Origin of the sequence: Streptococcus sp. NPS 308 (assembly GCF_002355895.1) — a bacterium.
Lineage (GTDB): Bacteria > Bacillota > Bacilli > Lactobacillales > Streptococcaceae > Streptococcus.
Window position 1 is genome coordinate 1,385,993 of sequence record NZ_AP017652.1, and the last position, 26,379, is coordinate 1,412,371.

The window sequence follows — 26,379 nt, forward strand, 5'->3', positions numbered from 1 at the left end:
AACTTCTATTTTATCAGGAAATAAAAGTGTAAACAAGTTTAAAAACTAATAATTGTCTGGGTACAAAAACTCCGAAAAGAAAAACTTAGGAAATCAAGCCTAAGCTCTCTTTTGAAGTGCGTACATAACAAAGATAGAAGTGACAATCAACCAGCATCCTAGAATGGTGAAGACCAACATACCGTTTTGAGTCACAAAGCCAATCGCCCCAAGAATGAAAGGTGTCGTAAAGGCTCCAAAGCTGCATCCTAGCACTGCAAAAGATGTTGCCTGATTAAGGAGCTTGGCTGGGATTCTTTCAGAAAGAAGCTGAAAGACAGTGGTCAAGGCTACGCTGTAGGCAAAACCTGCCACAACACTTCCAACTACCATCACACCCAATGACGGAGACAAGGCAATCACAATCTGACCCAATCCAAAGGTGATACCTGACCAAAGAAGCAACCTTTCTTTAAACAGAGAGATAAAGAAAGAAAAACTCACACCTGCCAAGATACCAATCAACTGCATGATACTTAAAACCAAACTCGATAACTGGGCATCCCCTAGACCTCTTTCTACCATCAGACTAGGAATACGAATGGTGATAGCTGTGTTGGTACAGACAACGACTGCTGCTTCAACAGCCAAAAGGAAAATCAAGCCTTTCATCTGTCCTGTCAGACGAGCGCTTTCAACCTCTTTTTTCTTAGTCTCTTTCTTTTCTTTTCCATAAGGGACAAATAGCAGATAAAGGATCAACACTAAAAATCCAGCACTATAAGCTAAAAAGGTCGCTGTCCATCCAAAGGAAAGGAGTTGACCTACCATTAGAGTTAAAATCGAAGCACCAACCACCTCTGCTGATCCCCTTAGACCTAGCATCTGGATCCGTGTCTTTCCGTGATAGCGTTCACTGATAATGGAAATGGCCTTGGCATTGATCATCCCCACACCCAAACCAAATAAAATCCGCATAGCAAAGACAAAGTTATAATCCTGATACCAGAAGGGAGCTGTTCCACCGATAGAGAGGATGACAAGGCCCAGACTAATCTGAAGACGTTCAGGCAACAAACGTTCCAAAACCCCATTTAAGACTAGCATAATCATAATCCCAAAAGAAGGGAGGCTAACGAGAAGCTCGATTTGTTCTTTGGGATAGCCCTGATAGTAGTCAAACATAGCTGGTAGAGCACTTGAAATGGAAAAGGAAGTAATCAAAACGAGGGAGAGGGCTAGAATGCTAGCCCGTTCTAAATATTGTTTCATGGATTCTCTTTCTGTTTTTTTCTCTCACTATCATATCTTTTTTTAAAGGATATGGCAAGAAAAGAAGGAGCCCAACTGACATAGGGACTCCGTCCTAATTTCCCTTATAGGAAGACTATTTTCGCTTGATTTGCTTGATCAGGTAGAAGATAAATCCTGCAACCATATAGGCCACAAAGATAGTCAAACACCATTTAATAACCACGTCCCAACCCTTGGCCACATCTAAAAAGAAATAAGGGAAAGGACTAACCTTGGAATTTGGTACAGGTAGTTTCAATACTAAGCCATTAAAAAGGGCAAAAAGCATGTAAACCAAGGGCAAGATGGTCCACAATACTGGATCCCAGATCTTGTATTGACCTTGCTTATCAAATAATAAGGTATCAGCTAGAAACCAAAGAGGAACGATATAGTGACAGAGGAAATTTTCCAAACGGTAAAAATCAGTCGCTATCGGCGCTAGCATAAAATGGTAAATGACACAAGTAATCATGATACTCATGGTAACTCCGCCCTTGAGACGGAGTAGATGCCGACTTTGCCATTTTTCACCAGATTGTCTCATCACATAAAGCAGATAAGCTGTAAAAAGTGTTACCAAGAGATTGGATAGCACTGTATAGTAGAGGAGCATGCCAAAACCACCACGCTTGGTAATCTCTAGGTAAACTCCTGTGAAAGCCGCTAAGAACAAGAGCACACGGCTATAAAAGATAAATTTCAGGTTCATTTTCATGGCTAGATTTTCTTAACAAATTCTGATTTGAGTTTCATAGCTCCAAAACCATCAATCTTACAATCGATGTTGTGGTCGCCTTCTACGATACGGATATTTTTGACACGAGTTCCTTGTTTCAAATCCTTAGGTGCACCTTTTACTTTCAAGTCCTTGATGAGGGTTACAGTATCACCGTCAGCCAATTTATTTCCATTAGCATCGATAGCAACAACACCTTCTTCTACTTCTGCAACTTCAGCAGGATTCCATTCATAGGCACACTCTGGGCAAACCAAGAGACTTCCGTCTTCATAGATATATTCTGAATGACATTTTGGGCAATTTGGTAAGTTGTTCATGGGTTCTCCTTATAACGTTTCACTATTCTTTGAAAATCAAAATTTCTTGAACAGCAACTATTATACCGTAAAATCCTACATTTGACAATGATTCCTAAGGGCTAGCAAATAAAAAAGTCATGCACCTTTTTACAGTTACATGACTTTTAAAAGATGATTGGTCATGGGCACTTATCAAGCACCTCATGATAAAAGGGGTAGCAACTATATCTTACAAACCAGGAGCTTGTCCAAGTTCTGCTGTAAGCATCCAAACTGTTTTCTCAAGTTCAGCCTTAGCCCCAACAAAGATATCGTTTGTAACATCATCACCTTCTTCATCAGTTACATCCAAAGCTTTTTGGAAAAGAGTGATGAGGTAGCGATAAATTGCTAGAACACGTTCCAAGCTTTCTTCAACGTTACGGAATTCTCCTTCTTCTTCTTCGATTTCACTGTGTTGAAGGAACTCTGTCAAAGTTGAGTAAGGTTTGCCACCAAGGGTGATCAAACGTTCGCTGATTTCGTCAAGATAACCATCAAGACTGTCCATGTATTCATCCATTTTTGGATGCCATACGAGGAAACCACGACCACGCATATACCAGTGAACTTGGTGAAGGGCAACGTGAGCCACATACAAGTCCGCTACTGCTTGGTTCAATACTTCCTTTGTTTTTGCCAATGCTACTGGCGCTGTTTTAGATAATGTTGTAACGTCTTTTACTGCTTCTTTTTTCAATTCAACCATATTTCTTACCTCTTTTCATTTTTTTATAACCACTTCACAGTAGCTATAATACAAGTATACTACTACCAGAAAATGATATCAAGGAAAGTGTACTATCTGAGAAAAGTTGCAATAGACTGATAATTTAAGAAAAATATACAGTCTTTTTTTTAAAAAAAGACAGTCTTAGAAGACTGTCTGGAATAATCTAGATTATTTTACAAAGTCAAGCAATGCCAAGAAGCTTTCAGCTTCAAGTGATGCTCCACCAACAAGGGCACCGTCCACATCTGGGCAAGCCATGTATTCTGCAACGTTTTCAGGTTTAACTGAACCACCGTATTGAACACGAACTTTGTCAGCAACTTCTTGACCAAAGTCAGCAGCTACAACGTCACGAACAACTTTACACATTTTTTGTGCGTCGTCTTGTGAAGCTGATTTACCAGTACCGATAGCCCAGATTGGCTCATAAGCGATAACTGATGCAGCAACTTGTTCAGCTGTCAATCCAGCCAATGCAGCAGATACTTGAGCACCTACGAATTCAGCAGCTTTACCAGCTTCGTAAGTTTCAAGTGACTCACCACAACAGATGATTGGAAGCATACCGTTTGCAAAGATTGCTTTTGCTTTTTTGTTGATATCTTCGTCAGTTTCATGGAAGTAGTCACGACGCTCTGAGTGACCGATAACAACGTAGTCAGTACCGATTTCTTTCAAAACTTGTGGGCTAGTTTCACCAGTGAAAGCACCTGCATTTTCAAAGTAGCAGTTTTGAGCAGCAACTTTAAGGTTTGAACCTTTAGCAGCAGCAAGAACAGCTGTCAAATCAACTGCAGGAGCTGCGATACCTGCTTCAACAAGGTCTGATGAAGGAAGTTTTGATGCAACGGCTTCAACGAAAGCTTTTGCTTCTTCTGGATTTTTGTTCATTTTCCAGTTACCAGCGATAAATGGTTTACGTGACATTTCACATACCTCTTTTTTCATTTTATTCACTAATATTCTATCATATTTATAAGGAGCTTGCAAACCTTACTCTAATTTTCAAGATTTTTCAAGCGACTAATTTTGCCACAAATTCATAGCATCGAGGAAATCAGCCGAAGCCTGAACTTGTTTGGGATTGTTAGCCTCTCGCTCTGCTCGTTTGGCCTCTACCTGAGCCACAGACTGGATGCCTTCATGCCGCCAATTCCGAAGGATGGCTTGAATATATTTCCAGTTTGGTTTGCCATTGAGAACGGCTTCTCGAAGAGCTTCCTTGATCAAATCCGCCTTAACCCCGTCTTCTTTGACAGTCTTAGAAAGATCTTCGATTTCAAATGGTGTTAATAAGCGTCCCAATTCCTGCTGAAAAGTTTCAACCAGAGCCTTCAACTGATTCTGCGGATTTGGAGCAGTTGTAGCTGGAGTTTGGCTGTCTAGCAAGCTATCCAAGCGTTCAAAAGCCAAACTAGCATCAAAAATGAGCTCAATTTCCCCATTTAGTTCAATGGTCTGATATTGTAGCAAACCATTTTCAGTCAAGTTTGAAATGGATTGGTTGACATCTGCTACCTCTTTGCCAATAATTTCAGCAATCTGGCTAGGCGAAACATCTCCTAGGGCTGTGGTATTTTGTAAATAGAAAAATTGCCAGACGAGAAAATCTTCGCTGGAAGGAAAGAGTTCCTTAAAATGCAAGAGCAGGGCACTTGGCAAAACCAAGTTCCCTGATTTAAAAGCGTCAAAATATGTCATAATTCCTCTTATAAATATCCAAATGAAGCCGCATCGTCCTCTACCTTTTTCCAGTCAAAGGGAGTTTCCTGATAAACAGCATAGTTAACCCAGTTACTGAAAAAGAGGGCAGCTGATGAAGACCAACAGAGACAGGGCGTCTCATTCACATCATCATTTTTGAAGTAATTTTCCGGAATATGAGGATTAAGTCCTGCCTCATAATCACGAAAATACTCTCTTGCCAAAGTGTCACGATCATACTCCAAATGACCAAAACTATAAATCTCACGCAAATCTCGACTAGCTAGGATAGAAACCCCAACTTCAGGACCTTCTGACAGAATCTCCAGATTGGTCTTATTTAAGATTTCTTCTTTTAAAATCTCAGTATGACGAGAATGAGGAGCTACATAGCGATCATCAAACCCTCTAAAAAGAAGGTGCCCCTCTTTCAAGGTATCTTGTGGATAAATGCCTGATAGTTTCCGATCCATCTGGTGCTTTTCAACGCCATAGCGAACATAAAGACCTGCTTGTGCTCCCCAACAGATATGGAGGGTTGAAAAAACATGCGTCTTGGACCATTCGATTACCTGCTTGAATTCCTCCCAGTAATCTACCTCCTCAAAAGGCAAATGCTCCACTGGTGCTCCTGTGATAATCATTCCATCAAAAAAGTCATCCTTGACCTCTGGAAAGGTCTTATAGAAGGTTTCCATATGTTCGGCACGAGTTGTCTTGGAACGATGTGTTTCCATATATAAGAAATCAATATCTAATTGCAAAGGGGTATTAGCCAAATGCCGTAAGAGTTGCGTTTCTGTTACCATTTTTTGAGGCATGAGATTTAAAATCAAAATCTTCAAGGGGCGAATATCCTGATGAGCAGCCCGTTGGTCGTCCATAACAAAGATATTTTCTGTCCTTAAAATCTCCACAGCTGGTAATTTTTTATCAATTCGAATCGGCATAATACCCTCCTAACAGTTCTCTATTTCGGGAATGATCTTGTCTGTTTGAAAGTAAAAACCTCCAAATACTTCTTCCTTTTATTATACTGTATGAAGATATAGTTTTCAATTATAGTTTTTCTCTAACTAGCTATAGTTAATTTATATAGCAGATGAAGAGAAAACAGCCCCAAGGACTGTTTTTCATTAATAATGCATAAGTACCTTGTAATCGTAGTCTCCGATTTTTTCACGGCCTTTAAGCTCATCCAACTCAATCAAGAAAGCACAACCGGCTACAACTCCACCAAGCCTTTCAATCATCTCAATCGTTGCCTTGACAGTTCCACCTGTTGCCAAGAGATCATCTACGATGAGAACACGTTGGCCTGGCTTGATCGCATCAGCATGCATGGTCAAGGTATCAATACCGTACTCTTTCTCATAGTCAGCAGAAATGACTTCACGTGGCAATTTCCCTGGTTTACGAACAGGAGCAAAGCCAATTCCCAACTCAAAAGCAACAGGACAGCCCACGATAAAGCCGCGAGCCTCTGGGCCCACGATCATGTCGATCTTCTTATCGGTTGCATACTGAACAATTTCACGAACAGCGTAGCTATAAGCATTTCCATCTGCCATCAAAGGGCTGATATCACGGAAGGTAATACCTTCCTTAGGATAATTTTCAATCGTTGCGATATAATCTTTTAAATTCATCTTTTTCTTTCTTTCAAAGTTTTTTACTCTCTATTATAGCATATTTTTTAAGAAAGAAAAAAGGAAAAGTTAACTTCAATAATTATCTAACGATTTGACGATTTATAACTAGCCATAGCAATAAAGCCCAATTTCTGTTTATTCTTAGCAAACATTTTATACATAGTTAAAAACTGCTTTCTATTCTCCTTTTTACAAGCATTTACGCAAATTTTCAAAGTTCCTAGCCAACCTTCGTCATAAATCATACCTGATAATTTCATTAATGTCATTTCACCAGTCAATATTTTCACATCACGATAACCTGATTCTATCATCACCTGTTCCCAACCATCTTGAGTTAAAGGACCTACATTTACATGAATTGCTTGTGACAATTCCTGTCTGACAGACTCTTTAGCTTCCTTAAGAAGCACATCATGTGTCAAAAGAAGACCTTCAGGTTTTAAAACCCTTAGATACTCCATTACACATTTTTTCTTAGCTTGATCGGCTTGCATAGTCAGCATAGCTTCATTTATAACAATATCAAAACTAGCATCTTCATAAGGAAGTTTCATTGCGTTTGCTCTTTCAAATCTGATCAAATGACCAACACCTGCCGTTTCAGCAGATTTTTTAGCCACTTCTAAGGCTTGTCCATCCATATCAACAGCAGTTATCTTACAACCAAAACGCTGTGCCAACTCAATTGCTGTAGTTCCCCTATTGCACGCAACTTCTAGTATTCTCTTTTCTTTTGAAAATCCTCCTTCCGCAATTAACCAATCTGTAGCACGTTTTCCACCTGGACGTAAGCGTTTTTTTCCCAGTTTTGCTAAAAACTTATGACCTGCTTCTGACATTTGAACACCTCTATTTTTTCTTCATTATAACATAAAATTATATTATCTGACAATTCTAATCTATTATTTGATAAACTAGAATCAAAAGTATACAAACTGCCATGACTATAGCATAAATCTATTAATCACCTCTCTAGTTCGAATTCAATTGCTCACGTAGTTTACGCATATAGGTTACGACTACATATTTGTACTTTAGAGTTGCTGGCCTCCTTATCCGCTATATACGCTTTACTATCACGTGCCTATTCGTATAGCCAAGATTTCTCTATCTCTTTCTCTGCCGATTCTTGTTTCCAACGTCAGACTTAAACAGTCTATCCTAATGCCGTTCGATCAGCTACTCACAATAGTCAGGCTTGGGAATCACTTTTGGGTTTACTAGTATATGGTACCCACAGAGGACTTACACCTCAGATGAACGGAATGCCCGTTGTACCTAAAAAACGAGCACTTTTGTACTCGTTTTTTATATATTTATTGATTAAAGTGAGTTCACGTCAACCTTGATACCAACACCTTGAGTAGTTGTGATTGTCAAGCTTGTTACGTAAGTTCCTTTAGCAGTAGCTGGTTTCGCTTTTTGGATTGTTTCGTTGAATGCTTTGAAGTTTTCAACCAACTTGTCAGCTTCAAATGAAACTTTACCGATGATAGCTTGTACGATACCTGCACGGTCTGCACGGTAAGTGATTTTACCACCTTTAGACTCTTCAACTGCTTTAGCAACATCCATTGTTACAGTACCAGTTTTAGGGTTTGGCATCAAGTTACGTGGTCCAAGGACACGTCCAAGACGTCCAACAAGAGCCATCATATCAGGTGTTGCGATAACTACGTCGAAGTCCAACCAACCGTCGTTGATTTTAGCAACAAGGTCATCTTCACCAACGAAGTCTGCACCAGCAGCTTTTGCTTCTTCAGCTTTTGCACCACGTGCAAATACAAGAACGCGAGCTGTTTTACCAGTACCGTTTGGCAATACCATTGCTCCACGGATTTGTTGGTCAGCTTTTTTAACGTCAATGTTCAAGTTGTAAGCAACTTCTACAGTTGCATCAAATTTTGCAAAGTTAGTTTCTTTTGCAAGAGCTACAGCTTCTTCTACGCTGTACGCTTTTGTGCTGTCGATTTTCTCAAGAGCAGCACGAAGTTGTTTGCTTTTTTTAGCCATTTTCTATTCTCCTTGTAAGTGGTTCAATCGATTTTCATCTCCCACGTCACTTCTCGAAATGATGAAGTCTTGCGGGTTATATTGGGATGTTATTGATTAGTCAACAACGTTGAATCCCATAGAACGAGCAGTACCTTCGATCATACGCATTGCAGACTCAAGGTTTGCAGCGTTCAAATCTGGCATCTTAGTTTCTGCAATTTCTTGTACTTGCGCACGAGTAACTGAAGCAACTTTTGTTTTGTTAGGTGTACCTGATCCTTTTTCAACACCTGCAGCTTTCTTCAAAAGAACAGCAGCTGGTGGTGTCTTAGTGATGAAAGTAAATGATTTATCTTCGTATACTGAGATAACAACTGGAATAATCATTCCAGCTTGATCAGCTGTACGAGCGTTGAACTCTTTTGTGAATCCCATGATGTTGATACCAGCTTGACCAAGAGCAGGTCCAACCGGTGGAGCTGGTGTAGCTTTACCAGCAGGGATTTGCAATTTTACAAGTTTTTCGACTTTTTTAGCCATTTTTAAATCCTCCTTTGTGGTTTTGGCGGTAATGTAAGATTTTTACCTCCCACAAGTATGCTTTACACATACTTTTCCATTATACACTATTTATCTAAAAATGCAAGAGAAAACTTTCATTTTTAATCGACATAATCGCCGCCTTCAAAGCCATAGTACTCTTCCAAACTGAGACCACTTGCAGCAATTTCTTTGGCTTCTTTTCCAACGTAGCGGAGATGCCATTCTTCTGCCATGTAGCCGGTCTCCTTTTCCTTGTCTTTGAGATAGCGGACAACAAAGCCATAGTCAGCCGCATGGTCCAAGAGCCACTGGGCTGCCTTTTCTTCAGTAACTAAATCACCATCTGTCCCAATAAGATCAAAAGCAAGACCAGTCTGGTGTTCACTGTAACCTGGTCGTGCTGAGTAGCGATCCGCCGCTTCCTTCCCGTCTTGATTGACATAGTCTTGGTAGAGCTTAGCCTGAGTTTCATAACTCCTAAACCCACTGTAGTGGTCACTAATTGGATAGCCAGCTGCTTGCATTGCTGCAATGAGTTTGAGCAACTCCGCTTTAGCTGTTGGATTTTCTCCTGGATTGTAGTCTTTTGACAAAGGATAACGTTTATTAGCTAGGATAATTTCATCGTATTTCCCTTGAATACTATAGTAGTCTCCCTTATTGACAACTTCTGCCTTCTTCTGACTAGAAGCTTGGGATTTGCTCCCTACAGTTCCTTCAGGTTGTCTAGTTTGTTCTGTTTTTTGAGTATTTTCTTCAACTTTCGTTTTTTCTTGCGAACAAGCTGCAAGAGTCAATGCTAGTAAACCAGATAAAATGACATATCTTTTTTTCATTTCTTTCTTCCTCTCTCTTAGGCCAAATGCTTCTCCAATTCATGAGATAAGATTTTAATCATCTCTTCCAGCTCTGGCGATTGTACTTGGCAATCTTCTGCTGCCATTTCTTCCCAGGGTACCCACCAGACTGGGCCACGGCCATTAAGTCCGTGCCCCTTCATATCACCTGCTCTTCGCGGAAAAAGATGCCAATGAGCGTGGGCATCGCCATTTCCTAGGAGTTCAATATTCATCTTTTCAGCCTCAAATGCTTTGGCGACTGCTTCTTGGACCAAACTCATTTCCTTTAAAAAGCGAAGTTTTACAGAAGTTTCCATATGATGGAGTTCTGTGACATGTTCTTTTGCTAAAAATAAGGTATAGCCCTTAAAGTATTGGTGGTCTCCAATAACAACATAGCCTGTTTCTAGTTCTTTGACAAAGTAGGGATTTTCTCCAGCTTTGATGAGTTCGATTCTCTGACAGATTAAGCACATTCTATGATACCGCCTCGCTCTTGAGATAGGCATCTACCATACGCTCAGTCGCTACTACTGAATCGATGTGGGTACGCTCATAAGAGTGACTGGACTCGATTCCCGCACCAAGGAGGGCATGCTTGACCTCTGCTCCTGCAGACATAGCTGCTGAAGCGTCCGATCCATAAAATGGATAGATATCCAGCTTAAATGGAATATCTTGCTCTTTCGCCAAAGCTACTAAGTGTTGACGGAAGTCATAGTGATAAGGACCGGAAGCATCCTTGACACAGATAGATAATGTGTACTCATCCGTCTGTTGGTCATCGCCCATAGCTCCCATATCCACAGCTAGATATTCTACTACCTGATCAGGAATATTGGAGTTTGCACCATGACCCACTTCTTCAAACACTGAAAAAGCAAAGTGTGTCGTCATCGGCAAGTCAATTCCTTCTTCTTTATAAACTCGAAGGAGATTGAGTAAAATTGCTGCGCTGACCTTGTCATCCAAGTGGCGAGACTTGATAAAACCAGTTTCCGTCACAACTGTTCGCGGATCAAAGCTAATGAAGTCACCAACTTCAATGCCCAAGGCGCGGGTTTCTTTTTCATTGGTCACTTTTTCGTCCAAACGCACTTCCATATTGTCCTGCGTACGTTCTGCAGTTCCTGCATCTTTGTAGACATGGCAAGATGTCTGGTGGATGAGGATCGTTCCAGATACCGTTTTACCTGTACTAGCCACATGAACGGTACAGTTTTCTCCCTCAATCATGTTCCAAGGAAAACCACCGATACGGTCCAATTTGAGACGACCATCTGGCTTGACTGCACGCACAATGGCTCCAAGTGTGTCCACATGGGCAGTTACATAGCGATGTTCTTCGTCGTTTTGACCTTTGATGGTCACATTGACACCGCCCTTGGCTGTACGAACCGGCTGGTAACCAAGCTCTTCTAAAGTATGGACTAGGTAGTCTGAAATCTCACGAGTAAAGCCCGTTGGAGATGCAATAGCGGTTAATTCTTTGATATAGTTTACAGTTTGATTCATTTCTTCACCTCTTCCTACCATTATATCACTTTTCTAGCTGGATCCCTTTGGAAAAGGGTCTTATCCTTCTAGTTGATTTCACTATAGATCCATGTTATAATACAAATACTTTGATTATGAAAGGAAAGTAAAAAATATGAAATCATACTTTAAAGTATCGCTAGCCCTTGTGGCTTCACTTGTCCTCCTACTCGGATGTTCCAAACAAGCATCAACACCTACCAACCGCAGTAGCAAAGAAGACAAAACAACTCAGTCAAGTGAGAGCAAACAAAGCACTGAACAATCATCTGAAAAGAAAGAAACAACTAAAACACATACCTTTGTAAACAAAAGCAATTCTGGAATCACTTCTACCTTGGTTTATACTGTAGACGGCGACAATGTTATCAAGCAATCAGCTCATAACATTGCTGATCCTGAAATCCTTGGTGCAACTCCAGAAGATGTCAAGAGTTTTATCGAAGAAAAGTACAAAGGTTATAATGGACTCAAAGGTGTTAAACAAACGATTGAAATCAAAGATGGAAAAGTTGTTCAAGATCTCGAAGTAGACTTTTCAGTTGCAAGCATTAGCGAACTTAGAAAAGCACTTCCTGAAGAATATTCTGGTATCGGCAATCGTGTCAGCTTCTCAAACTCTAAAAAAGCACTAGAAGGAATGGGATTCACTGAAGAAAGCAACTAATCTTTCATCCTCAAAACAGACAAAAACCTGACCTTATAATGGCCACCCCATACGATAGTCACCAAGCTATCTTTGGGGTGTTTTCTTATATCACGAGGGAATCAATCAAAATGAAATCCTTGATCAAATGAAATAGAGATTAAGAGCTAGAAGCTAGCCAAGAAGGCAAATCCAAGCATATCTTTTTACTGTCAGTGGGATTGTTTACTAGCTTCTTCTGATTGCTTGCATCCTCCATTCGTGTTATAATACAAATACTTTGATTATGAAAGGAAAGCAATGGATATGAAATCTTACTTTAAAACATCTCTTGTCCTTGCGGCTGCTCTCGTCCTTCTAATGGGATGCTCTAAACAAGCATCAACTCCTACCAATAGTAGTGGCAAAGAAGACAAAACTGCTCAGTCAAGCGAAACCAAGCAGAGCAGCCAACAATCATCTGAAAAGAAAGAGGAAACGACAACTCACACCTTTGTTCACAACAGCAAGCCTGGTATTGAGTCTACCTTAGCTTATACTGTAAAAGAAGACAACATTCTAAAACAAACAGTTTATAATGTTTTTGATCCTGCTAAACTTGATAATACAGCAGAAGGCATTAAAGAAATTGTTGAGGATACTTATAAAGGTTATGAGGGTGTCAAAGGGGTAACACAAAAAATTGAAATCAAAGACGAAAAAGTTATTCTAAGCATGGAAGTTGACATGACTGTTGCAACTCTTGCTGACCTAAAAAAAGCAATGCCAAACGAATTTTCTGGCTTTGGAAACCGTATAAGTTATGCAGCTTCGAAGAAAATGCTTGAAGAATCTGGTTACACTGAAAAAACCAACTAAGATTAATAGAAAAAACTTGGCCAAGGCCAAGTTTTTTTATTCCATTTCAAAAACATCGCTTTCTTGCTTGTTAGGAAGGACCAAGGAAAGCAAGATTCCAATGATAGCAGGGACCAACCAAGGGAGGGACGCCTTAGCAAAAGGCAAAGCATTCACAAGATTTGCTAGAAACTCAATCTTAAAGGAGCTTCCAAGAACACTTGCAACAGCGATTGCTGTGACAACTCCTATTGTTAACTGCATACCCGGTTTTGATAGAGGTACAAACTTATTAACAATCACAATCATCACAATGGCAATAGTGATTGGATACAAGATAACCAGTACTGGAATTGAGTACTTGATGATTGCGTCCAGACCGAGGTTGGCAATAGCAAATCCAATCAAGGTAAAGGCAGTTGCATAGACCTTGTAGCTGATTTGTGGGAAACGTCCGTTAAAGAACTCTGCTGTCGAGACGATCAAGCCAACTGTCGTTGTGAAGCAGGTTACAGTTACCATAACAGCAAGGAAGAGTTGAGCCGTTGAACCAAAGATTTCCTGAGTTGCTTGTGACAAGATATAAACACCTGGAGTTCCACCCTTCATGACTTCTGCAGGAACTGGGAAGTGATTTCCAAGGAATCCTAGACCAATATAGAGAGCACTGAAGGCAAGAGCTACCACAATACCAACAACCCAAATAGTTGAGATGTATTCTTTCTTACTTGAAAATCCAAGTTGTTTCAAGGTTTGAACAGCGATGACACTGAAGGCCACTGAGGCTAGGGCATCCAGGGTATTATAGCCTTCTAGGAATCCTGTTCCGAAAGCAGATGCTTGATAGGTTTCTGAAGCTACTTGGGGACTTGTTCCACCATATTTAAAAGCACCAAGTACTACTAAGATAACGATAAGCAAAGCAAAGACTGGCGTCAAGATTCGTCCGATACGATCCAAAATCTTTGATGGATTGAGTGAAATCAGATAGGCTGCGGCAAAGTAAAGCACGGTAAAGATAATCAATCCTAGGCCTTTATTTGCTTCAGACAAGAGAGGGCTGATACCGACCTCGTAAGCTGTTGTTGCTGTACGTGGAATGGCAAAGAAGGGACCAATCGATAGATAGAGGACTGCAAGATAAAGAGTCGCAAACCAAGGTGAGATTTTCTTAGAAATCTCATAAATGTATCCTTTAGGATTGAGTGTTCCGATGATAAGTGTCAAGACGGCAATACCGACACCTGAAAAGACAAAACCTGCGATGGCAGGAAGAAACTGTTCTCCAGATAGGGCACCTAGAGAAGGTGGAAAAATCAAGTTTCCCGCACCAAAAAATATTCCAAACAGGAGCAAGCCTGTTAGGGCACCTTTTTTAGCCATAAAAATCTCCTTCATATTTCTAAAATACTGACCTAGTATACCATGATTAGGACTTTGAAAAAAGCATCTCTGATTAAATATTGAATGTTTTCAATATTTTTAAAAATAAGAATTATCTAAAAATAAATTTCTCCTACCTAGTCCACACCAAGTAAGAGAAATGCAAATTTTAAAGATTTTCAAAGGCCGTCATGCCACCTTGAACATTGATGGCCTTATATCCATGCTCCTCCAAGAACTGGTAAGCACAAGCTGATCTCATCCCTGATTTACAAATGACATAATGCAACTGCTCATTGTCCAACTCTTCTACTCCTCTCACATCTAATACAGAAAGGGATTCTTTCTGGTAAAGTTGGTAGAATTTGTCAAAAACAATTTCTTTCATCATTTCTTCTTTTTGATGCCTTTAACGCAAAGTTAAAAACTTATAAGTAAATCCAATCGACTCTAAAAATCGGAACAAGTCTTTGCTTTTGATAAAGATGGTCTTTTCATTAGTATTGGGATGGAAAGCCATAATATCTTCTGATACAATGTCCTTATCAAAATATACTAGAATGTCTTTTTCATCATTATTTAACAAACCAAAAGGTGATACCGTTCCTGCTGGCAGGTTCATTTTCTCAGCCAAGGAGTCCAATGAGGCCATTCGAATCCGATCGGCTCCCACTTGAACTTTAAAGTCATCCATATCCAATCGTTTCTTGTCATCCATGATGAGTAGATAGTACTGAGTTTTCTTCCTATTGGTCAAAAACATGGACTTAGTCCGGACTCCTTCCCTTCCTTCAATATAGCTATCTGCCTGCTCTGTCGTAAATACAGGTGGGTGCTCCACCACATCAAAGGTGATTCCCAACTCTTGCAACTTATTAGCTACTTGTTGATAAGCGTCCATAGTTTTTCTCCTTTATTGATGAATAATCTTTTGTACCAATGTTTGCAATTCTGGCACCACTTCTGACTCAAACCAAGGATTCTTAGCCATCCAGATTTGATTACGGGGAGAAGGGTGAACCAGAGGGAAAAATTCTGGCAAATAATCCTGATAGTGTCGAACTCTCTCTGTTACCTTACCACTGATTTTCTCATGAAGATAGTAGGCCTGAGCATATTGTCCAATCAAAAGGGTCAATTCAATATTTGGACATTCCTTGAGGAGTTGTGGGTGCCATTTTTCGGCAAAGCCTTTACGGGGTGGAAGGTCGCCTGATTTTCCATGTCCTGGGAAATAAAAGTCCATGGGAATAACTGCAAACAACCCTGAATTGTAAAAGGTGTCTTCATCAACACCTAACCAGTCCCGCAAGCGATCCCCGCTTTTATCCTTCCAGTAAAGACCTGCTTCTTGGGTTTTAAGTCCAGGTGCCTGACCGATGATATTGATACGAGCTGTCTTTGGCGCTGCAAAGAGGGGCTCTATCCCCTGATCTGTATAGCTTTTGTTTTGCGAATCTGCCATGATGGCTTGTTTGATCTTTTCGATTTGAGACATCTAGTTTCCCTCCAAAAAGAAGTCTAAGAATCAAATCTCAGACTTCTAAAGACTTATTTAATCAATTCATAGATAGCTTCGGCATAGATTGCTGCTGCTCTGAAGAGGTCGTCCAAGGCGATAAATTCATTGGCTTGGTGCATGGTGTCAATAGAGTCTGGGAACATGGCACCGTAGGCAACTCCACGTTCCAGCAAGCGACCAAAGGTACCACCACCGATGACTTGCTCGTGACCTTGGAGACCAGTTTGTTTTTCATAAACATTCAACAAGGTTTGAACGAGTGGATCTTCCATTGGTACATAGTGAGGGGTATGACCGTGTTCAGAAAGGCTAACAGAAGCAACTGGCAAGTTTTCAAGGATTGACTGGATCTGCTCTGGACTTGTTCCTTTTGGATAACGGAAGTTAAGAGCAATGGTATTATCAGCACTTGTTTCATCAAAGCGGAAGACACCGGCATTCATAGAAAGGGCACCCATCTTTTCATCTACATGAGCAACCTTGAGATTTGTACCCTCATGGTCGTTCAAAAGAATCTTACCAGCGATGTCGAGGTAGTCTTTTGCAGGTCCTGCAAAGTCAAACTGACTGAGGAAGAGGGCCAGATAGGTCGCACCATTGACACCTGAAGCAGGCATAGCACCATGGGCTGATTTACCAATTACAGTCACCTTGAACTGGCCGTTTTCTTCTTGGATTTCTCCTCTGAGTTTGTGTTCTGCAACAAAGGCATCTAGTTTCCCTTGCAAGTCAGCCAGGTCACCTGAAACAACTGCTGTTGCTGATTCAGGTACCATGTTTTCACGCAATCCACCTCTTAAGCTGTGAAGACGGGCTGCACCAGTATTTTCACCTGCAAAGTGGAGGTATTCCGTGATGTTTCCTTTTTCACCATTGATGATAGGGAATTCAGCATCTGGAGAGAAACCAAAGTCTGGTTTCGCAAGGCCTACATGTTCAAAATAGTAGTCCATGTCTGCCCAGCCTGATTCTTCATCAGTTCCCACGATAAAGCGAACTTTCTTAGAAATTGGAAGACCCAATTCTTTGATGATTTTCAAACCATAGTAACAAGCTGTTGTAGGCCCCTTGTCGTCTGAAGCTCCACGTGCATAAAGGCGACCATCTTTGATAGTTGGTGTATAAGGGTCCGTGTCCCAACCGCTACCAGCTGGCACCACGTCCATGTGAGCAAAGATTCCGAGAACTTCTTCTCCATCACCAAATTCGAAATGTCCAGCATAGTTGTCGACATTTTTAGTTGGATAGCCATCGCGGTCTGCGATTTCAAGGAATTTCTCCAAGGCTTTTACCGGACCAGGTCCAAATGGATGCTGGGCATCAGCCTTGCTATCGTCACGTTCAGAGTTAATTTCCAAAAGGCTAAACAAGTCAGCCAAGAGGCCTTCTTTGCGTTTTTCTACTTCTGCTGTAAAATCAATTGCTGTCATATTATCTTCCTTCTATCTTTTCTCGATGATTTCATCTACTGGCAAGCGGTAGCTTGGTTCCAGTTTCTCGTCCGTATAACCCACTGTAATCAAGAGTTCTGGGCGGAAACGGTCTTCGATGTCCAAAACTTCGTTGGTTTTTGATTTGTCAAAACCAAGAATAATGTTAGAACCGATTCCCTGGTCTGTCAAAGCCAGAACCAAGTTCATGGCAACCAAACCTGCATTGAGGGCTAGGTAGTCGCTGACCTGTTGTTCACTGTAACGCGCAAATTCAGCTGGAAGATTTTTCATAAAGTACTGAAGCTGTTCTTCTGAGAAGTTATTTGCTCCACCAACACGGGCAATTTTGCGAGCACGTTTAGCTAAGTCTGTATCTGTAAACAAGGCAATAGTTACAGGTGCAGAGGCTACTTGCTCAAAGTTTGAACCATATGCCAACTTTGCCAGTTCAGCATTTTTTTCACGAACAACCACAAACTTCCATGGCTGGCTGTTGTGGGCACTTGGGGCCAAGGTTGCGATTTCGATAGCCGTACGCACATCTTTGGGATCTACTGGTTTATCAATAAAATGCTTAGTCGCATGACGTTTTTTATTCAATTCAAGAAATTTCATAATCGATTTCCTTTTCTAATTCTACTGCATCCATTCTACCATAATTTGAAAGAGCTTGCAGAGATTTTTCATAGAAAGAAATTGGAACACGGATGAAGCCCTGGATTGAAACTTATCATTAAAACCAGTTTTTTCCCCATCCAGTTCCAACTAATTCTCAGTTGCTTAAAGAAACTAGTCTATCTTATATTCTGACTTTATAGCCTCCAAGAAATCTTTCACATCCTCCACATACCCATGCTTTTCAATTAAACTAGCTAAGAGTTCTAGATTGTGCCCCCGATAGTTGTCATCTCGGCGTAGTTCTTCATACATTTCGATAAAAGGAAGCCCCTTGGACTTGGCCAATTCTAACTCCGCTTCATAATCATAAGAAACTTTTCGGAATAAAATGTTTACCAATTCTCCATCTTCCACTTCTATCACGGCATACTGGGCACGGTGATTTTTTAACGCCTCCCAATCAAAATAGGGCATGCCAATCGTACCCGGATTGATGATTTGTTGCCCTTGGCTACCGTAACGAAGCAACTGCTTGTGGACATGACCATAGATTGCCACGTCCGTTTCCTCATCTAGGAGTTGGTCAAATTTCTCTGTATCATTCCCAACAGACAGATCCCCACCATAGTTTTTTTCAGGCAAATTATGAGAAAGAGAAAAGCGCAGTCCATCAACTTCTTTCTTTTCTAGCATAGGTAAACTTCGTAGCCAGGCAATCGTTGCAGGATCCATTCGCTCCATCAAATACTGTGTCATACGCAAGAGCTGAACTTCCTGTGGGTCTTCTAAGCCATATTGCCCATCTAAAGCTTCAAGGACACAATCATCCCAATTGCCTCGAACACTTGCCGTGATAGGAAGTTCCTTTAACAGAGCGACCAAGTCATTTGCACCTGGACCAGGGAGGAAAATGTCTCCCATGAGCCAATATTCACTGGCTCCTTGAGTTTTAGCATCTGCAATCACTGCTTCTAGCGCCGTCGCATTGCCATGAATATCTGATAAAATTGCGATTTTATGGTTCATGATGATTTCCTTCCGTTTGGTAATTTACTCTCTCTTCTGCTACTTGAGCCAACTCCACTTCTTCCTGAGGGTTCAACTTTCTCTGAACAGCTTCTGCGACTGCTCTTGGCACCCCAACTTCGACAATTTCATCCACACTGGCTTCCTTGATTTTAGTGAGAGATTTAAAATGCTTCATGAGATTCTGCTTACGTTTAGGTCCCAATCCTTCAATCCCATCCAGTTGTGATGAAAAGGAATTTTTTGAGCGCAGTTGCCGGTGGAAAGTGATGGCAAAGCGGTGTACCTCATATTGGATGCGTTGAAGGAGGAAAAATTCCTGAGAATTACGAGACAGCTCTACCACTTCCAGTGGATCTCCAAAGAGCAGTTCATGGGTTTGGTGCTTGTCATTCTTTTGCAGACCTGCAATTGGGATATCCAAACCTAGCTCTTCTTGGATGACTTGCTTTGCGATATTGACTTGACCTTGTCCCCCATCAATCACAATCAAATCTGGCGGGGTTAAACCATCACGTTGAACTCGGCCATAGCGTCTGCGAATGACCTCTCGCATACTGGCATAATCATCTGGACCGACAACCGTTTTTATCTTGTACTTTCGGTAGTCTTTTTTACTTGGTTTGCCATTGACAAAGACCACCATGGCTGAAACAGGACTGGTTCCCATGATATTAGAGTTATCAAAGGACTCGATACGAACCGGGGTCGGGATTTGGAGCAAGCGTCCCAGATTTTCAATAGCTCCTTGGGTCTTTTCGACAGATTTTTCTAGCAGATTGAACTTCTGCTCCAGACTAACACGGGCATTTTTTATGGCTAGATTGACCAGTTGTTTTTTCTCTCCACGTTGAGGTTTTAGAATCTTGGTATCCACCAAGGCCTTAACGGCTTCTTCATCGATATCTTGCGGAATCAGCACCTCATTGGGAACCAGGTGGGATTTTTCTTGATAGAATTGTCCCACATAGGTCAAGAAGTCCTCATCCGGATCATTGTAGTAAGGGAAGAGGTTGACGTCCCGCTCAATGAGCTTGCCTTGACGAACAAAGAAAACCTGGACACACATCCAACCCTTGTCCACATAGTAGCCAAAGACATCCCGATTTTGGAGATCCTTTGCCATAACCCGTTGCTTGGTCCGAAGTGTTCCAATAGCCTGAATCAGGTCACGGTATTCCGCTGCACGTTCAAACTCCATACTTTGTGCTGCGGATGCCATCTTGCCCTTGAGGTCATCGATGATTTTGTCATCCTGTCCTTTTAGGAAATCAGAAACCTCCTGAGCCATGGACTTGAAATAAGCCTCATCTTTCTGACAGATGGTGTGGGCCATACATTGGCCGATATGGTAGTAAAAACAAACCTTAGACGGCGGGTTGGTACATTTCCGAAAAGGAAAAATCCGATCCAGTAGTCGCTTGATTTCATTGGACGCTCCCACATCAGGATAAGGTCCAAAGTAGAGACCGCCGTCCTTCTTGACCTGACGGGTGATAATCAAGCGAGGATAGCGTTCATTGGTGATTTTGATAAAGGGATAGGACTTATCATCCTTGAGCATGATATTGTACTTGGGCTTATTTTCCTTGATGAGGTTGATTTCTAGGAGAAGTGCCTCAATATTGGACTCAGTGACGATAAATTCAAAATCTACAATCTCAGATACCAGAGCTTCCGTCTTGGTATCGTGACTCCCACGAAAATAGGACCGCACGCGATTGCGCAGATTTTTAGCCTTTCCGACATAGATAATAGTGCCATTTTTATCCTTGTGAATGTAACAACCAGGGCTGGTCGGCAAGAGCTCCAGTTTTGATTTGATCAAGTTATTCATAGTTCCATTATAGCAAAAAGGCCGTGACAGGACGAACAAAAAGCCCCACCAATCACTTGTTGGAGGAGCTTTGATTTCTTTTCTGATTACACCGACTTCATCTAGTCGCTACCGGTATAGAGTTCTTGAACAGCCTTCACATCCTGAGGCTGAATCCCATAGTAGGAGCCGGCAGGCTGCATGACAGAAGTCTCGTTGGTATGATCCAATCCGATGGCATGCCCCAGCTCGTGCTCCGCCGTGTGCACGATCCGTTCATAAGAATAACCATAGTTTGGATTGGATAGATAATAGTGATTCAGGCGAACCGTTACAGATATAAATTGATTGGTTAACAAATTGGTTTGACTCTCGGCTTGACCTGCTACAGCGGTTGATCCATCATTCATCTCGCTTGCCACAATATCTGCCTGACTAGGATCCGCAACCACCTCAAAGGTGAAGGCTCCCGTTTGATTCCAGTTTTTTATGGCTTCTGCATAGGCACCTTGGAAGGTCTCATCCATTTGAGGTTCAATATAGATGCGAGCTGAAGCCTGAGCCCACTTGCCTTCTGCATGTTGGTGACTGTCTGTCTGAGACAAGACTTCTAGCGTTCCCGTCTCCTGCCATTGATTCCAGCCACCTTGACCAATTTTACTCATTTTTTCAACCTGATTGACTGCAGAATGAAAATCACCTGTCAGATACCATAGCACTCCAAAAGCAAGGAGAACAATGATAACCAAGGTCCAGACCAGACGCCAAAAGAAACGCCAAATTCCCAAAAGAAATCGGAACAATAATCGAATAATCCAGAACATGACGCTCCACCTTTCATAAAAATAAGAATCTATCTTAAAATCAATGGTCTCCCATAATCAAGATAGATTCTCTATTTTACTCAATAAAACTGAAAGAAACCTAAAACTAAGATAAGCGCTCTTCCAAAACAAAGTCAATTGGTAGAGTAGCCAAAAAACGCTCCAATTGTTTTTCCCAGTAGTACCACTCGTGAGTGCCAGGGCTATGACTATAGGTCACTTTAAAACCAAGCTTTTTGAGGTTTTTCACCGCGAGGTTATTGGCTGAATAGAGATAGTCTTGCTCACCACACCAAGCCCAAAGTTTGGTTTTTTTATCCGATTTCGCAGCGATAGTTTCAAGCGAATGAGGGCTAGCTGTCCAGTCTTTGATTTCTCCAAAAACTCCTCGCCAGTAGGCAAGAGAGCCCAAATCCTGACTTTCAGGAGAAAATTCCTGAAAACTGAGTGCACCAGAAAAACTAGCCGCATGAGAAAAACGATTGGTTGCGAGAGCCAGCTTGAAGGAACCATAGCCTCCCATGGAGAGACCCGCAATGAAGGTCTTTTCTCGCTTGCTAGTCATATTGGGAAAGAAACGTTTCATTACCTGAGGTAACTCTTCTGCTAGAGCTGTAAAGTAGTCAAAACCATACTGGGTATCAGTGTACCAGCCATTGCTAGTATTGGGCATGATAACAATGAGATTGGTGCCTCGCAACAAGCGCTCGACATTGGTTCGCTTGAGCCAGCTATTTTGATTTCCTGACATTCCATGCAAAAGATAAAGGACAGGAATATCTTTACAATCTGGTTCAGTTACTCGACTGGCATCTGGATAAAGTACAGTAACTCCCCACTCCATATCCAAAACTTCAGAGTAATACTCGATATTCATAACTGCCATGGTTGTCTCCTTTTACTATTCTATAAGAAAAAGCCGAAACTCGACTTTTTCTGTAGGTATGCTGCTTATTATTTGGCTTCCATCACGACTGGCAAGATTGCTGGACGACGTTTGGTTTGGTCAAAGAGGTACTTGGCCAAGCCATCACGAACCTTCCCTTTGAGATCAGCCCAGTCGAAATCTTCACCTTGGAGATAGTCTTCCACGATTTGGTTAATCAATTCTGAGCTTTCACGGAGAATATCGCGGCTCTTCTTGAGATAAACAAATCCACGCGTATGAACACGAGCCTTGGCCACAATTTTCTTCTCACGACGGTTGACAGTGATTGCCACGATAAAGATTCCATCCTCTGACAAGACCTTACGGTCACGAAGGACGACATTTCCAACATCCCCGATGGCATTTCCGTCAATCAAGACATCACCTGCAGAAACTCCACCAGCAGGAACAAAGTCTCCATGTTCATAAGACATGGTCGTTCCCTTTTTAGGGATGAAAATGCGTTCTGGCAACATTCCAACTGCCATGGCAGCCTTGGCATGCGCATCCAACTCACGGTACTCCCCTTGGATAGGGAAGAGGTAGTTTGGTTGCAAAAGATTGATCATCAACTGAAGATCACGCGCATTCCCGTGTCCAGATACTCGCAAACTTTGGGTAATGAGTTTCACCACACCACCAGCTTGGTAGATCATATTTTCCACACGCGCCATGACAGCTTCTTTAGCGATAGATGGAGTCGTTACGATATAGACCAAGTCCCCATCTTTGATTTCCACATAACGGTGGCGTCCGATAGACATCTTACGAAGTCCATTGATCGGTTCACCCATACGACCAGTCTCAAGGATAATCAACTCATGATCTTCAAAACGAGACATTTCTTTTGGTTTAATCAAGAGACTTTCATTAGCTAGAGATAATTTTTTGAGACGAATCGCAGTGCGGACGATATTTTCAATATCAAATCCAGTCAAAACAACTCTGCGACCTGTATCTGCTGCAGCATCAAAAACCTGCTGGATACGAGAAAGGTTGCTGGCAACTGCGGCAACGATGATACGACCTTCCCAGTCTGCAATGGTCTGGGTAATTTCATCCCCAACTTCACTCTCGCTCGCTACTTGGATATTGCTGTCCGCATTAGCCGAATCACTGAGAAGAGCCAAGACACCCTCACGACCAATCTCGGCCAAGCGACCAAAATCAGTCGCATAGGATTCGCTAGCTGTCTGGTCAAACTTGAAGTCACCTGTGTAAACAATGCTCCCTTTTGGAGTTTTCAAGACGACTCCCAAACTTTCTGGAATGGAGTGAGTTGTACGGAAGAAGGAAACCACCGTTCCCCCAAAGTCAATCTCCGTATCTTCATCAATCACATGGAAGTCATTGAATTTCTTAACCGTATCATTTCCTTTAACAAAGAGTTTTGCTAACTCGATGGTCAACTCAGAGCCAAACACAGGCACCTTAGCCTCTGCCAAAAGGTAAGGAAGAGCTCCAATGGCATCCGCATGTCCGTGGGTCAAGAAGACCCCAGCGATACGATCACTATTTTCAAAAAGGTATTCCATATTTGGAATGACGACGTCGACCCCAAGCTGTTCATTTTCAGGGTATTTAAGCCCCGCATCCAAAACAAAAATAGAACCATCGATTTCAGCGATGTACATATTTTTCCCATTTTCTCGTACACCACCTAGTGTTGTTAAACTAATATTACTCATTTTTCCTCCGAAACTTCATTTATCTTGATTATAGGGCGAATTCACCCTCTTATTCTAAAAGTTCTAAAACTTTCAGCCGAATCTTTTCCTACCATTATACCATTTTTTTGATTATTTTCAAAACGAAGATCGGTTTTTAACTAGAGATTAGTCACTACTTTGAATCAAATCTTTTTACTTTGACTTCTCTTTTGGAGGCTTCATCGAAGATAATAGAACGATTATACCATCAAAATTATGGACCTTCTGAATCAATTTGATTTCAGATACCTTTCTCGAACTCTAAATTTCTCTTTTAGTTCAAAAAACTTGCTTTTACCTCTCGACTTGAGAACTATTTTCTACAAAGACATGATTTATCTGCATCTAAAAGCGAGAATTTCCTGTTCGCTACAGAATCTAAAAATTTCAGCAATTAGCCATTAAGATGGAGGTTAACGATAGGAAATTTCTTCAAAAAGAAAAAAGACTTAGAAATTCTAAATCTTTTTATCATCTTTAGTTTGGATAGATATAAGTGACGTTTCCTAAAAATTCATGAGGATTAAAGAAGCCACGATAATTTGCAATCTGCTTTTGACGTCTGTAGTTTGCTTCCAATACCTGGATAGAGTTTTCACTTTGAACATCTGTGACATAAGCAACGTGTCCATATTCACCACCGTCCCAAACGGCGATTGCTCCTACTACTGGAACACTTCCTGTCTTATAACCTTGAGCACTCGCATAGATTGCCCACGTGTTGGCATTTCCCCACCAGTTGCTAGCCCAAGGAGCTAATTCTTTCACACCCCATGTACACTGACCAACAGGATAAGAGTTTCCATAGTTTGTTGGAGTCTTTTCGATAACATTTTCTGTATCTGATACCACGTTCGCAGTGCTAGCTGGAGCACTGTAGGTAGAGCTAGCCTGAGCTGAACCACTCACTTGTAGAACATCTCCTGGGTGGATAGTATCAAAAATGGTTTTTCCATTCAAAGCTGCTAACTCATACGGATCCATGCCGTTTGCAGTTGCGATGGCATAGAATGAATCACCGTCTTGGACAACGTAAGAGTTCGCGTGCACAGTTTGAGCCCCAACTGTAGCCAAAATAGCGGTAGAAGTCAAACCAAGAGTCAGTTTCGTAACTGTTTTTTTCATAACTATATTCCCCTTATATTTTCTTGATAAGAAAATCATACTTGATTTACATGTCAGTTCGTTTAGAGTTATATTTAAGTCATGTTACAAAAATTTATACTTTTACTACATAATGTTTAAAAGCAGACATCGTATAAAGTGATAGAAGAGAATAAAAAATGAATCATTTTTCCCAATTTTTACATCAGTGAACCACTCAAAAGACCGTCTTATCAACCACTCCCACATCAAACATTTATCTGACAAAAAGAGACCGAGATAGGTCATCTCAGTCCCTTTCTATCTATTACTCCATTAAAAAATCATAAATTTCTTGCACCGTACCCAGCACCATCATTTCTTGATTTTTTACAGTTTGTTAGCTATCTTTTTCTACTAAGTCCGGAAAATAACTTTCAAAATATGCCTTGGTAAGGCTACATAAGGATAATTCCTTGTTCTCAAACTTCACAGACCTTTTTTGATCATTAATTCCTTCTAATTTTAAATCATAGACATACTCATTTTCTAAAATATCAATAAAAAATATTCTAATCTTTTCAATATCTTCAATTTTTGAGTCAAAATGTAACAGTAGATTGTTTGAGGTTTTCTTATCAATCATAAATCTTTCTTCAGCCTTTAATTTATGATTACCTCCCGATCCATTTTTTTCTATATATTCTATTTTATCAATTAAGGCATGACCTAACCCAATATTTCTAATTTTTATAAGAATAGCAGTCGATACTTCATTTTGAGCATCTTCTTTGTTAATCTTTATATAATTATACTGACAGATACAATATTCCTTGACTTGGTTTAAAGATATTTCCAAACAATTAGAGGTCTGTGTATCTTTACTTTCCATTTGTTCATAATTTAATCCAACATTCCATATTGGTCTCACTGAGTCACGTTTTTTTTCCCTATATTTTGTATTTTCATTCTTTAGAGTATATACGATCAAATAACTCCCAATAATTGACCCATAATAAGCTAACCAATCAAAGTCTATTGTTTTTCTCAAATTAATACCAAAATCTTCAATTCCAAAGTACGTTTTTAAAAAAATTTTTACAATAGCATACAATATAGGTAAAAAAGACACAAAAAAGAATATTACTATTACTTTATCTTTAACAATCCAGCTTGAAATTTTCTTTAAAGACATCA

General features: G+C 40.8%; 29 protein-coding genes. 2 read left to right on the forward strand and 27 right to left on the reverse strand.

Annotated features, from left to right (window positions below; translation table 11 throughout):
* Window positions 1-99 precede the first annotated feature (99 nt).
* From SNAG_RS07255 to SNAG_RS07320, 14 genes are all read right to left on the reverse strand, one after another.
* Window positions 100-1,251, reverse strand: coding sequence for an MFS transporter (locus SNAG_RS07255; protein ID WP_096407962.1), 1,152 nt, complete (start codon window positions 1,249-1,251; stop codon window positions 100-102).
* A gap of 115 nt (window positions 1,252-1,366) precedes the next feature.
* Window positions 1,367-1,990: a Pr6Pr family membrane protein gene (locus tag SNAG_RS07260; protein WP_096407964.1), complete on the reverse strand. Its 624-nt coding sequence runs from the start codon at window positions 1,988-1,990 to the stop codon at window positions 1,367-1,369.
* A 2-nt stretch (window positions 1,991-1,992) separates the two neighbouring features.
* A complete protein-coding gene (locus SNAG_RS07265; protein WP_096407966.1) occupies window positions 1,993-2,331 on the reverse strand; it encodes a zinc ribbon domain-containing protein YjdM in 339 nt (112 codons plus the stop codon).
* Between the two features lie 211 nt (window positions 2,332-2,542).
* Window positions 2,543-3,061, reverse strand: a complete 519-nt coding sequence (locus tag SNAG_RS07270; RefSeq protein WP_096407969.1) for a Dps family protein — start codon at window positions 3,059-3,061, stop codon at window positions 2,543-2,545.
* Between the two features lie 192 nt (window positions 3,062-3,253).
* The gene (tpiA, locus tag SNAG_RS07275) at window positions 3,254-4,012 is read right to left on the reverse strand and encodes a triose-phosphate isomerase (RefSeq protein WP_096407972.1); all 759 of its coding nucleotides are present in this window, start codon (window positions 4,010-4,012) and stop codon (window positions 3,254-3,256) included.
* A 96-nt stretch (window positions 4,013-4,108) separates the two neighbouring features.
* A complete protein-coding gene (locus SNAG_RS07280; protein ID WP_096407974.1) occupies window positions 4,109-4,786 on the reverse strand; it encodes a DnaD domain-containing protein in 678 nt (225 codons plus the stop codon).
* A gap of 8 nt (window positions 4,787-4,794) precedes the next feature.
* On the reverse strand, window positions 4,795-5,739 hold the full coding sequence (gene metA / locus SNAG_RS07285; RefSeq protein ID WP_096407977.1) for a homoserine O-acetyltransferase MetA: 945 nt from the start codon (window positions 5,737-5,739) through the stop codon (window positions 4,795-4,797).
* A gap of 186 nt (window positions 5,740-5,925) precedes the next feature.
* On the reverse strand, window positions 5,926-6,438 hold the full coding sequence (locus SNAG_RS07290; protein WP_001049316.1) for an adenine phosphoribosyltransferase: 513 nt from the start codon (window positions 6,436-6,438) through the stop codon (window positions 5,926-5,928).
* Window positions 6,439-6,524: 86 nt separating this feature from the next.
* Window positions 6,525-7,283 carry a class I SAM-dependent methyltransferase gene (locus tag SNAG_RS07295; protein WP_001287236.1) on the reverse strand — a complete coding sequence of 253 codons (759 nt, stop codon included), beginning with the start codon at window positions 7,281-7,283 and terminating at the stop codon, window positions 6,525-6,527.
* A gap of 484 nt (window positions 7,284-7,767) precedes the next feature.
* The gene (rplA, locus tag SNAG_RS07300) at window positions 7,768-8,457 is read right to left on the reverse strand and encodes a 50S ribosomal protein L1 (RefSeq protein ID WP_001085672.1); all 690 of its coding nucleotides are present in this window, start codon (window positions 8,455-8,457) and stop codon (window positions 7,768-7,770) included.
* A 96-nt stretch (window positions 8,458-8,553) separates the two neighbouring features.
* Window positions 8,554-8,979 (reverse strand): 50S ribosomal protein L11, encoded by a 426-nt coding sequence (gene rplK, locus SNAG_RS07305; RefSeq protein WP_001085804.1) that lies wholly within the window; start codon window positions 8,977-8,979, stop codon window positions 8,554-8,556.
* A gap of 122 nt (window positions 8,980-9,101) precedes the next feature.
* Window positions 9,102-9,818, reverse strand: a complete 717-nt coding sequence (gene ldcB, locus SNAG_RS07310) for an LD-carboxypeptidase LdcB/DacB (protein ID WP_096407979.1) — start codon at window positions 9,816-9,818, stop codon at window positions 9,102-9,104.
* A 17-nt stretch (window positions 9,819-9,835) separates the two neighbouring features.
* Window positions 9,836-10,297 (reverse strand): HIT family protein, encoded by a 462-nt coding sequence (locus tag SNAG_RS07315; protein WP_096407982.1) that lies wholly within the window; start codon window positions 10,295-10,297, stop codon window positions 9,836-9,838.
* A gap of 1 nt (window position 10,298) precedes the next feature.
* Window positions 10,299-11,336: a M42 family metallopeptidase gene (locus SNAG_RS07320; RefSeq protein ID WP_096408874.1), complete on the reverse strand. Its 1,038-nt coding sequence runs from the start codon at window positions 11,334-11,336 to the stop codon at window positions 10,299-10,301.
* Window positions 11,337-11,472: 136 nt separating this feature from the next.
* On the opposite strand from SNAG_RS07320, the gene SNAG_RS07325 reads away from it, so the two are divergent.
* Together SNAG_RS07325 and SNAG_RS07330 are read left to right on the forward strand one after the other, a co-directional pair.
* Window positions 11,473-12,024: a DUF1307 domain-containing protein gene (locus tag SNAG_RS07325; protein ID WP_096407984.1), complete on the forward strand. Its 552-nt coding sequence runs from the start codon at window positions 11,473-11,475 to the stop codon at window positions 12,022-12,024.
* A gap of 285 nt (window positions 12,025-12,309) precedes the next feature.
* Window positions 12,310-12,861: a DUF1307 domain-containing protein gene (locus SNAG_RS07330; protein WP_096408877.1), complete on the forward strand. Its 552-nt coding sequence runs from the start codon at window positions 12,310-12,312 to the stop codon at window positions 12,859-12,861.
* Between the two features lie 36 nt (window positions 12,862-12,897).
* Here SNAG_RS07330 and brnQ read toward each other — a convergent pair whose 3' ends face one another.
* From brnQ to SNAG_RS07395, 13 genes are all read right to left on the reverse strand, one after another.
* Window positions 12,898-14,223, reverse strand: coding sequence for a branched-chain amino acid transport system II carrier protein (brnQ, locus tag SNAG_RS07335; RefSeq protein WP_172842401.1), 1,326 nt, complete (start codon window positions 14,221-14,223; stop codon window positions 12,898-12,900).
* Between the two features lie 169 nt (window positions 14,224-14,392).
* Window positions 14,393-14,611 (reverse strand): rhodanese-like domain-containing protein, encoded by a 219-nt coding sequence (locus SNAG_RS07340; protein ID WP_096407990.1) that lies wholly within the window; start codon window positions 14,609-14,611, stop codon window positions 14,393-14,395.
* A 21-nt stretch (window positions 14,612-14,632) separates the two neighbouring features.
* Window positions 14,633-15,124, reverse strand: a complete 492-nt coding sequence (locus SNAG_RS07345) for a prolyl-tRNA synthetase associated domain-containing protein (protein ID WP_096407992.1) — start codon at window positions 15,122-15,124, stop codon at window positions 14,633-14,635.
* A 12-nt stretch (window positions 15,125-15,136) separates the two neighbouring features.
* On the reverse strand, window positions 15,137-15,721 hold the full coding sequence (locus tag SNAG_RS07350) for a uracil-DNA glycosylase family protein (protein WP_096407995.1): 585 nt from the start codon (window positions 15,719-15,721) through the stop codon (window positions 15,137-15,139).
* 53 nt (window positions 15,722-15,774) lie between these two features.
* Complete coding sequence (pepV, locus tag SNAG_RS07355; RefSeq protein ID WP_096407997.1) at window positions 15,775-17,175, reverse strand: dipeptidase PepV; 1,401 nt, start codon at window positions 17,173-17,175, stop codon at window positions 15,775-15,777.
* A 12-nt stretch (window positions 17,176-17,187) separates the two neighbouring features.
* Window positions 17,188-17,793: a nitroreductase family protein gene (locus SNAG_RS07360; RefSeq protein WP_096408000.1), complete on the reverse strand. Its 606-nt coding sequence runs from the start codon at window positions 17,791-17,793 to the stop codon at window positions 17,188-17,190.
* A gap of 174 nt (window positions 17,794-17,967) precedes the next feature.
* Complete coding sequence (locus SNAG_RS07365) at window positions 17,968-18,822, reverse strand: metallophosphoesterase family protein (protein ID WP_096408002.1); 855 nt, start codon at window positions 18,820-18,822, stop codon at window positions 17,968-17,970.
* Entirely contained in the window at window positions 18,812-20,659 is a 1,848-nt protein-coding gene (gene uvrC / locus SNAG_RS07370; RefSeq protein WP_096408005.1) for an excinuclease ABC subunit UvrC, read from the reverse strand. Before uvrC ends, SNAG_RS07365 begins: the two co-directional genes overlap by 11 nt.
* 101 nt (window positions 20,660-20,760) lie before the next feature.
* On the reverse strand, window positions 20,761-21,462 hold the full coding sequence (locus SNAG_RS07375) for a M57 family metalloprotease (protein WP_096408008.1): 702 nt from the start codon (window positions 21,460-21,462) through the stop codon (window positions 20,761-20,763).
* Window positions 21,463-21,568: 106 nt separating this feature from the next.
* A complete protein-coding gene (locus SNAG_RS07380) occupies window positions 21,569-22,348 on the reverse strand; it encodes an alpha/beta hydrolase (RefSeq protein WP_096408010.1) in 780 nt (259 codons plus the stop codon).
* Between the two features lie 68 nt (window positions 22,349-22,416).
* Window positions 22,417-24,078, reverse strand: a complete 1,662-nt coding sequence (locus SNAG_RS07385) for a ribonuclease J (protein ID WP_096408013.1) — start codon at window positions 24,076-24,078, stop codon at window positions 22,417-22,419.
* Window positions 24,079-24,576: 498 nt separating this feature from the next.
* Window positions 24,577-25,224 carry a COG3942 and LysM peptidoglycan-binding domain-containing protein gene (locus SNAG_RS07390; protein ID WP_096408015.1) on the reverse strand — a complete coding sequence of 216 codons (648 nt, stop codon included), beginning with the start codon at window positions 25,222-25,224 and terminating at the stop codon, window positions 24,577-24,579.
* 358 nt (window positions 25,225-25,582) lie between these two features.
* Window positions 25,583-26,377, reverse strand: coding sequence for a hypothetical protein (locus SNAG_RS07395; protein ID WP_231906663.1), 795 nt, complete (start codon window positions 26,375-26,377; stop codon window positions 25,583-25,585).
* Between the last annotated feature and the right edge of the window lie 2 nt (window positions 26,378-26,379).

Bases quoted from the DNA above. Each gene is read 5' to 3' on its own strand.
- SNAG_RS07255 (WP_096407962.1), bottom strand. From the start codon at position 1,251: ATGAAACAATATTTAGAACGGGCTAGCATTCTAGCCCTCTCCCTCGTT.
- SNAG_RS07260 (WP_096407964.1), bottom strand. From the start codon at position 1,990: ATGAAAATGAACCTGAAATTTATCTTTTATAGCCGTGTGCTCTTGTTC.
- SNAG_RS07265 (WP_096407966.1), bottom strand. From the start codon at position 2,331: ATGAACAACTTACCAAATTGCCCAAAATGTCATTCAGAATATATCTAT.
- SNAG_RS07270 (WP_096407969.1), bottom strand. From the start codon at position 3,061: ATGGTTGAATTGAAAAAAGAAGCAGTAAAAGACGTTACAACATTATCT.
- tpiA (WP_096407972.1), bottom strand. From the start codon at position 4,012: ATGTCACGTAAACCATTTATCGCTGGTAACTGGAAAATGAACAAAAAT.
- SNAG_RS07280 (WP_096407974.1), bottom strand. From the start codon at position 4,786: ATGACATATTTTGACGCTTTTAAATCAGGGAACTTGGTTTTGCCAAGT.
- metA (WP_096407977.1), bottom strand. From the start codon at position 5,739: ATGCCGATTCGAATTGATAAAAAATTACCAGCTGTGGAGATTTTAAGG.
- SNAG_RS07290 (WP_001049316.1), bottom strand. From the start codon at position 6,438: ATGAATTTAAAAGATTATATCGCAACGATTGAAAATTATCCTAAGGAA.
- SNAG_RS07295 (WP_001287236.1), bottom strand. From the start codon at position 7,283: ATGTCAGAAGCAGGTCATAAGTTTTTAGCAAAACTGGGAAAAAAACGC.
- rplA (WP_001085672.1), bottom strand. From the start codon at position 8,457: ATGGCTAAAAAAAGCAAACAACTTCGTGCTGCTCTTGAGAAAATCGAC.
- rplK (WP_001085804.1), bottom strand. From the start codon at position 8,979: ATGGCTAAAAAAGTCGAAAAACTTGTAAAATTGCAAATCCCTGCTGGT.
- ldcB (WP_096407979.1), bottom strand. From the start codon at position 9,818: ATGAAAAAAAGATATGTCATTTTATCTGGTTTACTAGCATTGACTCTT.
- SNAG_RS07315 (WP_096407982.1), bottom strand. From the start codon at position 10,297: ATGTGCTTAATCTGTCAGAGAATCGAACTCATCAAAGCTGGAGAAAAT.
- SNAG_RS07320 (WP_096408874.1), bottom strand. From the start codon at position 11,336: ATGAATCAAACTGTAAACTATATCAAAGAATTAACCGCTATTGCATCT.
- SNAG_RS07325 (WP_096407984.1), top strand. From the start codon at position 11,473: ATGAAATCATACTTTAAAGTATCGCTAGCCCTTGTGGCTTCACTTGTC.
- SNAG_RS07330 (WP_096408877.1), top strand. From the start codon at position 12,310: ATGAAATCTTACTTTAAAACATCTCTTGTCCTTGCGGCTGCTCTCGTC.
- brnQ (WP_172842401.1), bottom strand. From the start codon at position 14,223: ATGGCTAAAAAAGGTGCCCTAACAGGCTTGCTCCTGTTTGGAATATTT.
- SNAG_RS07340 (WP_096407990.1), bottom strand. From the start codon at position 14,611: ATGAAAGAAATTGTTTTTGACAAATTCTACCAACTTTACCAGAAAGAA.
- SNAG_RS07345 (WP_096407992.1), bottom strand. From the start codon at position 15,124: ATGGACGCTTATCAACAAGTAGCTAATAAGTTGCAAGAGTTGGGAATC.
- SNAG_RS07350 (WP_096407995.1), bottom strand. From the start codon at position 15,721: ATGTCTCAAATCGAAAAGATCAAACAAGCCATCATGGCAGATTCGCAA.
- pepV (WP_096407997.1), bottom strand. From the start codon at position 17,175: ATGACAGCAATTGATTTTACAGCAGAAGTAGAAAAACGCAAAGAAGGC.
- SNAG_RS07360 (WP_096408000.1), bottom strand. From the start codon at position 17,793: ATGAAATTTCTTGAATTGAATAAAAAACGTCATGCGACTAAGCATTTT.
- SNAG_RS07365 (WP_096408002.1), bottom strand. From the start codon at position 18,822: ATGAACCATAAAATCGCAATTTTATCAGATATTCATGGCAATGCGACG.
- uvrC (WP_096408005.1), bottom strand. From the start codon at position 20,659: ATGAATAACTTGATCAAATCAAAACTGGAGCTCTTGCCGACCAGCCCT.
- SNAG_RS07375 (WP_096408008.1), bottom strand. From the start codon at position 21,462: ATGTTCTGGATTATTCGATTATTGTTCCGATTTCTTTTGGGAATTTGG.
- SNAG_RS07380 (WP_096408010.1), bottom strand. From the start codon at position 22,348: ATGGCAGTTATGAATATCGAGTATTACTCTGAAGTTTTGGATATGGAG.
- SNAG_RS07385 (WP_096408013.1), bottom strand. From the start codon at position 24,078: ATGAGTAATATTAGTTTAACAACACTAGGTGGTGTACGAGAAAATGGG.
- SNAG_RS07390 (WP_096408015.1), bottom strand. From the start codon at position 25,224: ATGAAAAAAACAGTTACGAAACTGACTCTTGGTTTGACTTCTACCGCT.
- SNAG_RS07395 (WP_231906663.1), bottom strand. From the start codon at position 26,377: ATGTCTTTAAAGAAAATTTCAAGCTGGATTGTTAAAGATAAAGTAATA.